Origin of the sequence: Acinetobacter sp. YH12131, assembly GCF_013418635.1 — a bacterium.
In the GTDB taxonomy this organism is placed as follows: domain Bacteria; phylum Pseudomonadota; class Gammaproteobacteria; order Pseudomonadales; family Moraxellaceae; genus Acinetobacter; species Acinetobacter towneri.
This window is the reverse complement of the sequence record NZ_VPBQ01000013.1, coordinates 1-15,266: the sequence shown is the minus strand read 5'-3', so window position 1 is coordinate 15,266 and position 15,266 is coordinate 1. Positions and strand designations below refer to the sequence as shown.

Here is a 15,266-nt window from a genome sequence, read left to right as displayed (position 1 = left end):
GTCCATACAGTTATCCACAAATTATGCGGATAACCATGGACAGTCAGCAAGCATTTACATCAGTTCAACTAAACAATCTTTTGAAATGATCTTTTTTGAATCATTTACGATTTTTACTTTGCCACCAACAAAGGAACAGTTGAGTTACGGAAAATATTGGTGGTAATGCTTCCCAAGAAAAATTGGTGAATTTTACTGTGACTAAATGCCCCCAGTACAATCAACTGAATACCATGTTCACGTTGATAATCTAAGATATTTTCAGCCACATCGCCATAACGATATTCCACCACCACATCTAAACCCGCTGAAGTTAAAAAATCTGCAGGTTCATTTAAAACTTCTGGGTGATCACCGACATAGAGCAAATGACATTGCAATAATTTAAGCAAATCACTTTGTGCAATTCGCTTCATCATTTTGATACAAGTTGGGGAATATTCATAAGCAAAAATAAAACGGTTTGGTGCTTTAAAATGCTCTCCGACAGTCATCACAGTACAATTTGCACCACGAATAAAGTTTTCGACATTACTGCCTAATGCCTTATTGCGTTCAGCAGATTTCTCGCCCACACGTCCAATCACCACAATATCTTCTTCGTTCAGCACACTAAAACTTTGTTCTAAAAAGTCGCCTTTTTCTTGAATGTGGGTAGGTACAATGCCGAACTTTTCCTGAATCATACTGGAAATGTGCTGCAATAAATTGTTGCTATAATCGAGTGCTAATTCACTTTGTTTTTGTTCTAATTCGGCTAATTCTTTGAGTAACATGGCATTACTTTCAAAACCAATCACGCCACTAATTTCCCCCAAATGATAACTGGCGGGGTAATAATCCAAAACTTGTAATAACACCAATTCACGTTGAGTTTGTGTTGCAATCCACGCAGCAGCTTCAGCAAGCGCATTAATACAAGGCGAAGAATCAATACAAGCAATTACACGTTTCATTATTGCCTCTCTTACTGCCTTTTGCAGGCTATTTTTTAGTTGTTATTTTTAACTTAACACAACTCGTGTTGCAGGGACATGAAAAAATGTAATGAAGTTTAAAGATTTAGCCTTGCTGCATCGTATTTACTCACGATAACGAATCAATTTGGCAGGGTTTCCTACCACAATTTCCCGCTCCTGAACATCTTTGGTGACCATGCTATTCATACCAACGACTGCATGTGCCGCAATCTTCACCCCATCTTTAACACCAACATGCGCACCTAACCAAACATCCTTACCAACTTCAATGCCCTGTGAACGCACCGCTTGCTGATAAATGGGCTGATCCAAAGCCATGCCATGATCAAATGCATATAAATGACAATATGCTGCGATACGCACCTGATCATGAAGCTTAATTCCAACTCTGCCACCATCTAAAATACAGTGGTGATTAATCGCGACTTCATTGCCAATTTCTAAAGGGCCATGCAAAGTACAATCGGCTGCAATAAAGGTATTATCGCCAATACTGATTTTACGCCCCGGCTCTGCAAAAATATGTGCCAAAGGGGAAATAAAACAGTTTTTGCCAATCTCCACCGTTTCCATTGCCATTAAATAAGCTTGATATTCCTGCTGCCAAGCTTCTGCCCATACACGATGTTTAGGTTTTAATGACCAATATAACCACGGCATGTAGTTTAAACGGTGTTTATGCTGCTCACGGTACTTCGATAATGGATCAGGTGAATTTGCTTCAGTCATCTTGATCATCCTCAAGGATTTTGAGTTGTTCACGCCCACGGCTAATATCTTGTAATTTTAGTTTTAAAGGGTCTATTTGATCGACTTGCATGAATGCCTTTACCAACACGCCTTCGGCGGTGTAGTCTTCGCTGTACTCAATCTGCTGACTATTTAGCTCGTATTGTAAAATTGCCCACTCATTAAAATGACAGGAAAATTGCACGGTCTTTTTTTCAATCAGTTCTATTTTTTCTGCTAGAGCCAAACATTGCCCTGCACATCCCCCATAGGCACGTACCAAGCCGCCTGTGCCCAATTTAATGCCGCCGTACCAACGATTCACCAACACCAAAACATTAGTCAACTCATTGCCTTCAATCGTGGCTAAAATAGGACGTCCTGCCGTACCTGAAGGTTCGCCATCATCATTAAAACGTAATTGATGCCCGATTTTCCATGCCCAACATTGATGTGTGGTAGATGAATCACGCTGCTGTTCCAAAAAAGTTTTTACCGCTTGCTCATTATCTACAGGCACAGCAATTGCCTGAAATCGACTTTTTTTAATTTCTTCTTCAAAAGTGATGGGCGCAGCAATGGTAAATGGCATAACACTCCAGATCAATCAACCAGTTAAATAAAAACTTGATAATTATAACGTGTTTAGCGCTCTAACGTATTTAGAGTTATAGCTTATTTGGACTGATAACCACCATGAAAAAACCTTCTATCCTCAAAGGTATAGAAGGTTAAATAATGTTTACACGACTTTCTGTTCTACAACTTATGCAGTAAGCATACGAAAACCAATAACGGTTAGAACATTCAAGCTTTAAACAAAAAAGTCTTCACCCAAATAAACTTCACGCACAATTTCATTTTCCAGAATTTCTTGCGGTGTACCCTCTGCAATGACTGAACCTTCGCTAACAATATAAGCACGTTCACAAATGGCTAAAGTATCACGGACGTTATGGTCGGTAATTAATACGCCAATGTCACGATCTTTTAAGGTACGAATGATATCTTTAATATCACCGACAGAAATAGGATCGACCCCTGCAAAAGGCTCATCTAACAACATAAATTTAGGGTCTGCTGCCAAAGCACGGGCAATTTCTGCACGACGGCGTTCGCCACCCGACACACTCATCCCTAATGAATCTTTAATATGCGTGATTTTAAAATCTGCCAGCAATTCTGATAAACGCTGCTGACGTTGCTGTTTATTTAAATCTTTGCGGGTTTCTAAAATAGCCATAATATTTTCAGCGATGGTCAGCTTTCTGAAAATAGAGGCTTCTTGCGGTAAATAACCAATCCCCTTACGCGCACGTTCATGCATGGCAAGGTCAGATAAATCCAGTTGATCTAAATGGATTTCGCCTTTATCCATACGCACCAAACCCACAACCATGTAGAAACTGGTGGTTTTACCCGCACCGTTCGGCCCAAGTAACCCGACAATTTCACCACTTTTCATTTCAAATGAAACGTCTTTAACCACCCAGCGCTTATTATAGTTTTTGGCTAAATGCTTAATACACAAAGTCTGCTGACCGTGCTGGACGCTGTCCTGTGCTGCGCTCGTTTGATCCATTAATCACGCGCTCCCGGGAATGATTTTGAACTTGATGGTGGAATCACAATTTTTACACGACCCGCTTCAGAACCAGTTTTGTTCGGTGTACCAATCGCTTCAACATCGCCTTTGTTCATACTATAACGCAAGGTATTACCACGAATACTGGCTCCATCTTGCTCTAAAAGTGCGCCACCCGTTAAGGTGATAATGCCTGTTTCAGCATTGTAAACAATCTTTTGCGCCTGACCTTTGGCAAGCCCTTTGGCTGGATCAGTCTTTTGCTGGAATTGCGCAGGTCTGCCCGTTGCCGTAATGACACTAATTTCTTTTTTGCTGTTCAGATTAGCAACAATCGAATCTGCCTGCAGTTTCATGGTGCCCTGTTCAATCACCACATTGCCTGTATAAGTGGTGACGCCAGTACGTTCACTAAAGGTCGCACGGTCTGCCAATAAAGTAATAGGCTGACTGCGGTCTGACGGAATTGCCCATGCACCTGCCGATGAAAGCACCGCCAAGCCCACAAGTGCTGCTTGTTTTATCAACGCTTTAGGAGCTGTAAGCTTAGATTTATGGTTCATACTTTCCTCGAATATTAAAAAATTCGTATTGCCCGTCATTTAAATTGGCTTTTAAGCCCTGACTGATAAAATCAGCCTGTGGAGATTGTACAGTCACTTGTTTTTCGGTACTGATTTCACGTGTTTTAGGAAACACATTCAACTCGACTGTTTCAAGCGTCAGTTTGCCTTGAGCGAGTAACTTGGTTGCTAGCACTTGATCTGACAACACAACCTTTTCATTGTCATTAAAACCTTGTGCCTGTTTAGCAAAAAAAGTGGCATCCACCGCGCCCGCTTTATACATAGAGGCATTCAAATTTTCCAGCTTAGAGGTTTTTTGCTGCATGTCTTGCTCTAAACGGTCAATTTGCGCACGCACATATAAATTGCCCTGCTCATCTGTTTGGGTCAGATGAATTTGCTCTGCACTATAAGTCATAGAGCGAGCAGCGTCAGTTTCCAGTTTTTTGCCTTTACCGCTGTAATAGTAATAACCACCACTTACAGCTGCAATTGCAATCGCAGTAACGTATAAAACTTTAGTATCCATAAGTGGGGCTGTAACTCAAACCTTTGAATGTATGACTTAATTAATGAGGGATGCTGAGATATTTTTCAAGTAAGCTTTGGTACACACCTTTGGCGGTTAAAATCATATCGCAGATTTCACGTACCGCACCGCGCCCACCCATGGCCTGTGTGACTAAATCGGCACGACGACGCACTTCAATATGTCCATTTGGCACTGTGACTTTCATCCCTGCAATCGAAAACGCTGAAAGATCAGGCCAGTCATCGCCCATATAGAGACAATCTGCAGGTGATAAACCTAACTTGGCACAGGCTTCCTGCAATGCAGTGCCTTTATCTTCACGTCCTTGGTAGACCAAATCTACACCTAAATCGGACATGCGTTTTTCGACAATATTACTTTTACGACCCGTGATGATAATGACTTTAACACCTGCTTGTTGCACCAGTTTCATACCTAAACCATCACGAATATCGAATGATTTAATTTCATCACCGCTGTTGGATAAGGTGACAAAACCATCACTTAGAATTCCATCGACATCTAAAACCAAAGCTTCAATATGACGCGCTTGCTCTAATAAAATATAAGATGCCATTGTTTAGTTTACCCCTGCTTGAATCAAGTCATGCATACTGATCACACCAATGACTTTATTGGCATCATCCACCACCACAAACTGATTGATTTTACGGTCACGTAATTGCTCTAAAGCTTCAACTGCACGTGCTTCTTGTGAAATCGTTGCAGGATGTTGAGTCATCACTTGCCCAACTTGTAAATTCACATCAAAGCCCTGTTGTTTATCAATTAAACGTCGTAAATCACCATCGGTGAAAATGCCTAACAAGACGTCATTTTCATCGACAATTGTGGTTAAACCTAGACGTTTGTTTGAAATTTCGTATAACACTTTGTTCATTGGTGTATCTGGTGCAACTTTAGGTAATTCTGTACCGGTATGCATCAAATGTTTCACATGCAATAACAGGCGCTTACCCAAAGCGCCTGCAGGATGTGAACGAGCAAAATCATCGGCAGTAAAACCACGTGCATCAAGTAACGCTACAGCCAATGCATCACCTAATGCCAAGGTTGCAGTCGTACTTGAGGTTGGTGCTAAACCAAGTGGACAAGCTTCCTGAATATTGCCTAATGTTAAAGCGACATCAGCATTTTGTGGCATCGGCCCGCGATCATCACCGCTAATTGTGATTAGAGGAACTTCCAGATGTTTGATGAGTGGCATCAACATCATAATTTCATCACTTTTGCCGGAGTTGGAAATGGCAATTAAAACATCACCCCGTACCAACATTCCCAAATCACCATGCCCTGCTTCACCCGGGTGCATAAAGAAAGACGGCGTGCCTGTAGAGGCAAACGTCGCAGCCATTTTACGACCAATATGACCTGATTTTCCCATACCTGTGACCACAACACGCCCTTTGCAATGCAACATGATTTCGCAGGCACGGCTAAAACGCTGATCAATTTGCGTCGCCAAGACTTGTAATGCTTGTTCTTCTATTCTTAAAGTGTCTAAGGCTACAGATTGGAAATCAATGGTATTTGACATGTTTGGCATTCAACGTTCAACTTAAATTGAGTATTTTCTACACCTCAATAAAAGCGATTTATTGAAGCACATTTAATTTTCGCAATTTTAGCATATCTATGCAATTCTACACTTTGATTCTGCGTGTGTTTTTTGTTTTAACGCATTTTTGTATGCTGTTTTAATTAACTCGCTTTTTGACTCGAGTTTCAAATGAAAAACAATCATATTTGAGCTTAGGCTATTTATTTTATTGATTCAAAGTTGCAGATAAAGCTAAAGATAGAACTAGCTCAGAAGCATATTTCAACGAAAATGCTCTAAAAATTATGGATCAAACCCATCTATAAAGCTGACTGCAAGCAAGCTATAACAAACAGCCATAAAAAAACGCTTATCTTTCGATAAGCGTTTTTTAAAATTTTGGAGCGGGAAACGAGACTCGAACTCGCGACCCCAACCTTGGCAAGGTTGTGCTCTACCAACTGAGCTATTCCCGCAATATGGAAGTGAATTATAGAGAATTTCATACAACTGTCAACTCTCTATGCTCCCAAGTGCTCAATTAATCAGCACGACGCCATACTGTACCTTGACGGGTATCTTCCAAGACCACACCTTGATCGAGCAAAGACTGACGAATTTCATCAGCACGGGCGAAATCTTTGGCTTTTTTGGCATCCTGACGTTGCTGAATGAAGTCTGCAATGGCTTGTTCAGATAAACCTAAAGCGTCCTGACCAATATCAGACTTCAGGAATTCGTCAACATCATGCTGCACCAAACCTAAAATATTGGTCAAATGACGCAAAGTCGAATAGTACACCGCCGCCTGATCTGCCTGCTGCTCTTTTACTGAACGGTTCAGCTCTTTATTGACTTCAAACAGAACTGCAATTGCTTCGGCTGTATTAAAGTCGTCTCGCATTGCGGCATTAAAACGTTCCACCAAAGCCTCATCTAACTGCTCAACTGTTTGCGTACCGTACGCTTGTTGATAAGCTTTAAATGAGTGATAGAAACGTGATAATGCGGTTTTGGCTTCTTTGAGTGCTACATCGGAGAAGTTTACAGGGCTACGATAATGCGATGACACAATAAAGTAGCGGATCACTTCAGGATGGAATTTTTCCATCACATCACGAATGGTGAAGAAGTTACCCAATGACTTCGACATTTTTTCGCCATCGACATTAATAAAGCCAACGTGCATCCAGTAATTTACATACTGCTCACCTGTTGATGCTTCAGACTGGGCAATTTCATTTTCATGGTGTGGGAACATTAAGTCTGAACCACCACCATGAATATCAAAATGATTACCTAAGCAGCAAGTCGACATCGCAGAACATTCAATGTGCCAACCCGGACGTCCATTGCCCCACGGCGAAGCCCAAGATGGTTCATTTTCTTTGGCATGTTTCCACAAAACAAAGTCAAATGGATGCTTTTTGTCGACTTCAACATCAACACGCTCAGACGCGCCCGCCTGCATGTCTTCTAGCTTGCGACCTGAAAGACGGCCATATTTGTCAAATTTTTCAACCTGAAAATAAACATCGCCATTACTTGCAGGATAAGCTGTGCCTTTATTGACCAAATTACCAATCATATTTTGCATTTGATCAATATATTCAGTGGCACGTGGTGCAGCATCAGGTTCAACACAGCCTAAGTTTGCCGCATCTTCATTCATGGCTTGAATAAAACGATTTGTTAAAGCTTGAATGCTCTCGCCATTTTCATTGGCACGTTTAATAATTTTGTCGTCAATGTCGGTAATGTTGCGGACATATTTCACATTCCAACCTTGACTGCGCAAAAAGCGAATGATGTAGTCAAATGCAACCATAACCCGCGCATGCCCGATATGACAGTAATCATAAACCGTCATGCCACAGACATACATGTCGATATGTCCTTCTTTACGCGGAACAAATTCAACTTTTTTTCGTTGCTCTGAGTTATATAGAACAAATGGTTGCATAGGTTTTCAAAATAGGTCTATTAAAAGATGCTCCATCTTAACCTAAGCATTATTTTTCATAAAGTTTTTCGATGTTTTTATTCTGTATGTGTCTGTGTGAAGAGAATATCGCGGATGATCCAAGCCTTCTCCCGAAGGAGAAGGAACTTTTTAATACCTGTACTTAGGCGTTTGCTGATCTTATACGGTTTGGCAAAGCTTATGCAGCATCACGTTTTTGTACCAAAATCGCGCCAACTGAATAGCCTGCGCCAAATGAACACAAGACACCATATTCACCGTTTTCGACTTCGTGTGCAGTACGGTGTAAAGCGATAATTACCCCTGCCGAAGAAGTATTGGCAAACTCATCTAAAATAATAGGTACTAAACCTGGTTGTGCTGCTTCTTTACCAACCACCAATTTCAAAATGAGTTCGTTCATGCTGGCATTGGCTTGGTGCAACCAGAAACGCTTCACCTCGGTTGGCGCAATCTGATTCTTTTCTAATTGCGCAGTAATCATTTTGGCAACTAAGGGGCAAACTTCTTTAAAGACTTTGCGACCATCTTGATGGAAGCGTTTATCGTCAATATCTGCATTTTCACTTAAGTTTAAAAAACCGAAATTATTACGGATATTATTCGAGAACTGAGTAAACAGGTTCATGTCCAAAATTTCAAAACCTGCTTTGGTTTCAGTGTCTTCCAAAATTGAAGCGGTTGCTACATCACCAAAAATAAAGTGGCAGTCACGTGAACGGAAATCGTTATGACCTGAGGTAATTTCGACATTAACCAACAACACGCGGCGCGCACCTGCTTTAATCGCATCATGCGCTTGCTTAATGCCGAAAGTCGCAGCAGAACATGCCACGTTCATGTCATAGGCATAACCTTGAATACCAAGCGCAGTTTGAATTTCAATCGCCACCGCAGGATAAGCACGCTGCAAGTTTGAGCAAGACAAAATCACCACATCAATATCTTCTGCGGTCACGCCTGCATTTTGCATGGCTTGTTTTGCAGCAATTACACCCCATTCTGCTTGTAGCGAAATTTCATCATCCCCGCGTTCACGCAAATTTGGACGTAAACGGTTAATGTCCAGAATACCTGTTTTTTCTGACACGTAACGGCGTTTTACCCCAGAGGCTTTTTCGATAAAGTCAGCACTTGAGCCACGACGTTCTTCAAGCTCACCTGCTGCAATTTTGTCAGCATTGAGCTGATTATACTGTTCCACATAAGCATTTAAACTTTCGACCAACTCTTCATTGGTAATAACATCTTCTGGATGATAAAGACCAGTACCTGTAATGCGAATGCCCATGTAAAACTCCTTCTAGAAATTACTAATATCTTAACTGATTCCGAGCTTTTCCCATACTTTTTGCAGCCGAGTTGCAGAAATTGGCATTTTGGTTTTCATGGGTTGAGAGAACAGCGATATGCGTAATTCTTCCACCATAAAGTACAATTCCTTGAGTCGGGCATCTTGTTTGTGTTTAAACAATTTGTCCATCCAAGGGTCAATTTGGGCGATGGCAGCATCGTCTCTTTGCAAGTTATTGGGTAAGCGGTCTAAACGTAATAACAACGCTTTCAAATAGCGCGGATATTCGCTCCACACCTCTACAGGCTTGCTATACACAAAGTCTGCCAGATGCATTAAGTCCAGCTGATCTTCTATATCATCCATATTTTTAGCAAAAACTGCTTCATCAAGCATAAGGAGCTGACGGCGGATGTCTTGCCAAGCAATATAAATTTCATTAAAGATACGCAGCGTGGTTTGACCATGACTGAGAAAAGTCTTTTTTACCTCAAGCTGCAAGTTTTGAAACTCTTCCAAGTTGACTGGCACGTCACAAATAATGCTTTGCAAGGTCGCATAGATCAACATTTGCTCAAGTTGTGCTTTATCACCCAAAGGTGAGTACGCCAAGGCCAATGGTTTGGCAATTTGCTTTTTCAATTGCCGTGATAAATCGCCTAATTGCACATGCAGCAAACGAATCACCCCTTCACGATGCTGATGAATCGCCTCGCGCTGATCATTAAAGGTTTGAATCACCACACCCGATTCATCTTTTTGTGAAAGTTCTGCAAAATCTTTGCTTGGCACCAAAGCCTGATATTGCTTAACCACTACGCCCGTGACTTTTTGCGAGGCTTCAAATACAAATCGTTCAGGGAAGGTTTGGAATTCGCCGTGTAACTGTTTTACTGGACTGTGAGTTTCGGTACGGCAACGCGCTTTTAATTCAGATAAATCACGACCTTGCTCAATCACCCGCCCTTTTTCATCTAGCACTTTAATGAACGGCAATAAATACGCATCTACCCGCTCAAAGCTAAAGTCTTTTTCGGTGATGTGTTCAGCACGTAATTGAAATGCCAAAAAGCTAAAAATGTGCTCGCGTAAATTTACCGCATCAACACGTTGTAGCAACTTTCGAGCTGTGTCTGGAATAGGCACCAAATGACGACGCTTATCTTTAGGCAAAGTCTTGAGCAAGGCTTCAATTAAATTTTCACGCCAACCCAGAACACCCCACGACCAGATATTTTCATCGACCTGTGCCAACGCTTGCACTGGAATTTTAACGGTTGCGCCATCTTCATCATGGCTGGGGTCAAAACGGTAACTGGCCGCCAAGCGCAGCTCACCATTACGCAAATAGTCAGGAAATTGCTGCGTGGTCGGACGATCATTCAGCCAAAGTGCATCATCTTCCACAAATAAATAACGTGGATTTTGCGGCTCTACTGTGGCACGCCAATCTTCAAAGGAACGACGGCTTGCAACTTCTGCAGGTACTTTGGCGGCATAAAATTGATAAATAGTTTCTTCATCAACAACTAAATCACGACGACGTAATTTATCTTCAACCCGTTCCACTTCTTCCAGTTTAAGCAGGTTGTGTTTTAAAAATGGTGGGGTAATGCCCAAGTTGCCTGTGGTTAAAGCATCACGTAAGAATATTTCATGGGCGGCTTCCTGATCGACCTTTTCGTAATTGACAGGACGTTTCGGCTCGATAATTAGACCAAACAGCGAAATCTGATCATAGGCATTCACCACGCCTGCTTTTTTAGACCAATGTGGTTCAAAATAGTGATGCTTCAGCAAATCACGTGCAGCCAATAAAATCCATTCAGGTTCAATTTTTGCCAAGGTGCGTAGATACACTTGCGAAGTTTCTACCATCTCAAATGCCATGACCCACGGTGTATTGGTTTTATGCAAAGTCGATGCAGGGAAAATTCGTGCTTTTTGTTGGCGTACTGCCATAAACACATTGCGCTCATCGGTTTTATTGGCAATAAAAGAAAGCAACCCTGTTAATAACGCCCGATGCAGATTTTCATAACTGGCTTTTTTCTCATTAAACGACAGTTTTAAGCCACGCGCCAAATCCACCAATTGTTCATGAGTTTTCTTCCATTCACGTAAACGCAACCAACTTAAAAAATGCTGACGGGCAAAAGTACGACGTTTGTTTTCACTCATGCCATCACGGTTTTCGTGTAAAGTTTCCCACAATTTTAAATAGAATAAAAAGTCAGAATCTGCTTCACGGAACAAAGCATGTTTTTGATCGGCTTGCATTTGTTTGTCTGCAGGACGTTCACGCGGGTCTTGTACCGCCAATGCCGCTACAATAATCAGGACTTCATTTAACACCCCAAAATGCGCACCGCCTAAAATCATACGTGCCAGTCTTGGATCAATCGGCATTTTTGCCATTTGCTGACCAATTTTGGTTAAGCTGCTGCCTTGAAGCTCGCCTTTATTAGCGGTGGATTTAGTGGAATTATTCGGATGATTGTCTCCCTTTTGCGTCGCAGAGCTGCTCATTCCGTCTAAAAGAGGGGCTTTACCCTTCTCAATCATCGCACCCAGTTCAATCAACAGCTTACGACCATCATTGACTAAACGATGATCTGGCGGCTCAATAAAATCAAAATCTTCGAGCGTACCCAAGCCCAAACTTTGCATTTGTAAAATGACCGATGCCAAGTTGGTGCGTTTAATTTCAGGTTCAGTAAACTCTGGGCGACTTAAAAAATCTTCTTCTGAATACAGGCGAATACAAACGCCTGGTGCAATACGACCACAACGTCCTTTACGCTGATTCGCTGCTGCCTGAGATACTGCTTCAATCGGTAAACGCTGCACCCGTGAGCGATAGTTATAACGTGAAATACGTGCAAAACCGCTATCAATCACATAGCGGATATTGGGTACAGTGAGTGCGGTTTCAGCGACGTTGGTGGCAATAATAATGCGACGACCACCACCTGAAGGATTAAAGATTTTTTGTTGTTCCGCCAAAGCCAAACGCGCATACAACGGTAAAATTTCAGTATGACGCGGTCCATGCTTATGCAAGGTTTCTTGCAGCTCCCGAATTTCCTGTTCAGTACTGGCAAAAATTAGAATATCGGCATGTTCAGGATGACCTTTTTCCTGTGCATCGGCAAAGCATTCTTCTACCGCTTGCACCACTGCGCGTGGCAAGTTTTCTTCAAAGTCATCAAACTCATCATCATCACTACCACCAATGCTTAATTCAGAAATTGGACGATAACGTACTTCGACAGGATAGCTTCGACCTTCGACCTCAAAAATAGGTGCGCCGTTAAAATAGTTACTAAAACGCTGCACATCTAAAGTTGCAGAAGTGATGATGACTTTTAAATCAGGGCGACGTGGCAAAAGTTGCTTTAAATAGCCCATAATGAAGTCAATATTTAAAGAACGCTCATGCGCTTCATCTATAATAATGGTGTCGTATTTATTTAAATAACGATCATTGGCAAGCTCTGCTAACAAAATACCATCGGTCATTAAACGGACAATTGAATCTTGCGAACCCTGTTCATTAAAACGAACTTTAAAGCTGATGGACTCACCTAACTTTTCGCCAACTTCTTCGGCAATACGCTGCGATACACTACGCGCAGCAAGACGTCGTGGCTGAGTATGACCAATTAACCCCGTTAAACCACGACCTGCCAACATTGCAATTTGTGGTAACTGTGTAGTTTTCCCTGAACCTGTTTCACCCGCCACAATAATGACCTGATGTTGCTGAATTGCAGTAATCAACTGTTCGGCAGATTGAGTCACAGGTAAATCTTGATTCAACTTAATGTTGGGAATGCGCTGTGCACGCTCCAACACTTTTAAATTAGATTTTTCAAATAATTCCTGATATTGCTTTGGATTGGCATCTTTGCCTTTTCGTAGTCGATTTAAACGATGACGATCACGCGCCAAAACGAGGTGGTCTACATTTAAATGACTCTGCACAGAATACGCTTCCTAACCAAAACACAAACGCGTATTTTACGCTGTAATGCCTTTAAGCGAAAGAACAGTGATTTAGAATGCGTATTTAAAAAGTTTTAAATCCCCCCTTGAATTTCAAAATAGCATCCCCATATAGATGTATGTTCACCAATTGCTTGAAATGGGTTGTATTTGAACCTGAAAAATAGGTTGTCATGCAATCATCATCATTTTGAGGCCTAATAAAGACTCAATAATACTGTGATGAAAGTGTACGCTTTTTACATACTCATTTGTTTTTCCGATGCTAGTAATGTAAAAATACCATTTCAGCAATAAAACAAAATTAGATACTCTATTGCTAACGAAATACAAACCTTAATCATGGAGACAATGATGAGCTTAATTAATACTGAAGTTAAACCATTTAAAGCAAATGCATACCACAACGGTCAATTCATTGAAGTAACTGAAGCTGATCTTAAAGGCAAATGGTCTGTAGTATTCTTCTACCCTGCTGACTTCACTTTCGTTTGCCCAACTGAGCTTGGTGACCTTGCAGACAACTACGCAGAATTCCAAAAATTAGGCGTTGAAATCTATGCAGTTTCTACTGACACTCACTTCACGCACAAAGCTTGGCACGATTCTTCAGAAGAAATCAAAAAAATCCAATACGTAATGGTTGGCGACCCAACTTGGACGCTTTCTAAAAACTTCGAAGTATTAATCGAATCTGCTGGTCTTGCTGACCGTGGTACTTTCGTAATTGATCCAGAAGGTAAAATCCAAATCATCGAAATCAATGCTGGCGGTATTGGCCGTGATGCTCAAGAACTTCTTCGTAAAGTTAAAGCAGCTCAATACGTTCACGCTCACCCAGGTGAAGTATGCCCAGCTAAATGGAAAGAAGGTGATGCAACTTTAGCCCCATCTATCGACCTAGTAGGTAAAATCTAAGTTTTAGATTAAACCACTCAAAAAAACCACGCATATTTTGCGTGGTTTTTTTTAATCAGAACATCACCCTTTTCTACCTTATTTATTCATATTTCATCTCTAGAATAGAAAATGTAAAAACATTACAACACTACAATCGAATCTGTACCGGTAACAGTTGTGAGATTTATTTTTGAGGGCTGTTCTATGAAAAAATTATTTTTACTTTCAACATTAATAGCATTTTCAGTGCCAGCTTTAGCTGATTTCAACTGTAATGGCAGCATTAAAAATCGAACTATTGATGATAATGTCAAAGTGCATAAACAATGTGTTCTTGATCATGTGACTATTAAGGGCAACCTAATGTTGCATTCCAACTCACATACGGCAATTAAAAATAGTACGATTGATGGCAATTTAGAATCTAAAGGAAACTTTAGTCAGGTTAATGCACATGCCAACCGCATTGATGGCAATATCCAACTCGAAGATGGGCGTAACATCCAACTCACGTCAAACCGTGTAAATGGCAATATTCAACTTAAAGATAATTCAGGCTCAATCGTTGTAAAAAATAACCGCGTGAATGGCAATTTAGAATGTGAAGATAACCGCGTAAAACCGACTGGTGGCACAAACCGTGTTTCTGGTGACAAAGAAGATCAATGTCGTCATCTATAAAATCTAGTCTTTCAATCATTTTATTTAAATGAATGACTATTCATGTGCAAAGCATAAACACCACATCCTAAATGTGGTGTTTTATTTCGCTTCATAATAGTTTTGTCGTTTTTGGCACGTTTAGGTTGCGCAAAAAACTTATATTCAAAAGTTACAATTCTGTAATACTTTTTAGCAAGCACTTCACTTATGTTCAAAATAAGCAGATTTATTCTGTGAAAAATAATATAAAAAATAAAGGAGTTGCTTATGGGTAAAACACTTGCCGTGACATCCTGGACATACAGTGCATCTTCACGTTATTTAAAAATATTTTAAATTGACAAAAATAACTAATCATGCGAAAAAGTTTTTTTAGTTAACAGATGTTCACACATGCCTCGAATTGTTTCTGTACCACTTAGTTTAGAACAGCGAGAACGACTCATTTTTCTGGCCAAGCATGC

At 40.9% G+C, this 15,266-nt stretch carries 13 protein-coding genes, 1 tRNA gene and 1 pseudogene; 3 read left to right on the top strand and 12 right to left on the bottom strand.

Features of this window, described 5'->3' with window-relative positions; translation table 11 throughout:
- Positions 1–113: 113 nt before the first annotated feature.
- From FTU66_RS09910 to FTU66_RS09855, 12 genes are all read right to left on the bottom strand, one after another.
- Positions 114–956 carry a universal stress protein gene (locus FTU66_RS09910; protein ID WP_096900923.1) on the bottom strand — a complete coding sequence of 281 codons (843 nt, stop codon included), beginning with the start codon at positions 954–956 and terminating at the stop codon, positions 114–116.
- A 126-nt stretch (positions 957–1,082) separates the two neighbouring features.
- Positions 1,083–1,709 (bottom strand): DapH/DapD/GlmU-related protein, encoded by a 627-nt coding sequence (locus tag FTU66_RS09905; RefSeq protein WP_096900924.1) that lies wholly within the window; start codon positions 1,707–1,709, stop codon positions 1,083–1,085.
- Positions 1,702–2,301 carry a YigZ family protein gene (locus FTU66_RS09900; RefSeq protein WP_096900925.1) on the bottom strand — a complete coding sequence of 200 codons (600 nt, stop codon included), beginning with the start codon at positions 2,299–2,301 and terminating at the stop codon, positions 1,702–1,704. The genes FTU66_RS09905 and FTU66_RS09900 overlap by 8 nt, the downstream gene beginning before the upstream one ends.
- Before the next feature lie 222 nt (positions 2,302–2,523).
- On the bottom strand, positions 2,524–3,291 hold the full coding sequence (lptB, locus tag FTU66_RS09895) for an LPS export ABC transporter ATP-binding protein (RefSeq protein WP_004973074.1): 768 nt from the start codon (positions 3,289–3,291) through the stop codon (positions 2,524–2,526).
- Entirely contained in the window at positions 3,291–3,857 is a 567-nt protein-coding gene (lptA, locus tag FTU66_RS09890; RefSeq protein WP_004973072.1) for a lipopolysaccharide transport periplasmic protein LptA, read from the bottom strand. The genes lptB and lptA overlap by 1 nt, the downstream gene beginning before the upstream one ends.
- On the bottom strand, positions 3,847–4,389 hold the full coding sequence (gene lptC / locus FTU66_RS09885) for an LPS export ABC transporter periplasmic protein LptC (protein WP_004973071.1): 543 nt from the start codon (positions 4,387–4,389) through the stop codon (positions 3,847–3,849). Before lptC ends, lptA begins: the two co-directional genes overlap by 11 nt.
- A 40-nt stretch (positions 4,390–4,429) precedes the next feature.
- Positions 4,430–4,969: an HAD family hydrolase gene (locus FTU66_RS09880; protein ID WP_180112756.1), complete on the bottom strand. Its 540-nt coding sequence runs from the start codon at positions 4,967–4,969 to the stop codon at positions 4,430–4,432.
- Positions 4,970–4,972: 3 nt separating this feature from the next.
- Complete coding sequence (locus tag FTU66_RS09875; protein ID WP_004973067.1) at positions 4,973–5,950, bottom strand: KpsF/GutQ family sugar-phosphate isomerase; 978 nt, start codon at positions 5,948–5,950, stop codon at positions 4,973–4,975.
- A gap of 403 nt (positions 5,951–6,353) precedes the next feature.
- Positions 6,354–6,429, bottom strand: a tRNA-Gly gene (locus FTU66_RS09870).
- 65 nt (positions 6,430–6,494) lie between these two features.
- Positions 6,495–7,916: a cysteine--tRNA ligase gene (cysS, locus tag FTU66_RS09865; RefSeq protein ID WP_167846083.1), complete on the bottom strand. Its 1,422-nt coding sequence runs from the start codon at positions 7,914–7,916 to the stop codon at positions 6,495–6,497.
- Positions 7,917–8,115: 199 nt separating this feature from the next.
- On the bottom strand, positions 8,116–9,228 hold the full coding sequence (locus tag FTU66_RS09860; RefSeq protein WP_004973062.1) for a beta-ketoacyl-ACP synthase III: 1,113 nt from the start codon (positions 9,226–9,228) through the stop codon (positions 8,116–8,118).
- A gap of 30 nt (positions 9,229–9,258) precedes the next feature.
- On the bottom strand, positions 9,259–13,218 hold the full coding sequence (locus FTU66_RS09855; protein ID WP_180112755.1) for a DUF3418 domain-containing protein: 3,960 nt from the start codon (positions 13,216–13,218) through the stop codon (positions 9,259–9,261).
- A gap of 375 nt (positions 13,219–13,593) precedes the next feature.
- Here FTU66_RS09855 and ahpC point away from each other — a divergent pair, with 375 nt between their 5' ends.
- From ahpC to FTU66_RS13730, 3 genes and pseudogenes are all read left to right on the top strand, one after another.
- A complete protein-coding gene (ahpC, locus tag FTU66_RS09850) occupies positions 13,594–14,157 on the top strand; it encodes an alkyl hydroperoxide reductase subunit C (RefSeq protein WP_004973058.1) in 564 nt (187 codons plus the stop codon).
- 345 nt (positions 14,158–14,502) lie between these two features.
- Positions 14,503–14,820 (top strand): hypothetical protein, encoded by a 318-nt coding sequence (locus FTU66_RS09845; RefSeq protein ID WP_225530638.1) that lies wholly within the window; start codon positions 14,503–14,505, stop codon positions 14,818–14,820.
- Positions 14,821–15,195: 375 nt separating this feature from the next.
- Positions 15,196–15,266 (top strand): annotated as a pseudogene (locus tag FTU66_RS13730) (helix-turn-helix domain-containing protein); the annotation flags it as partial.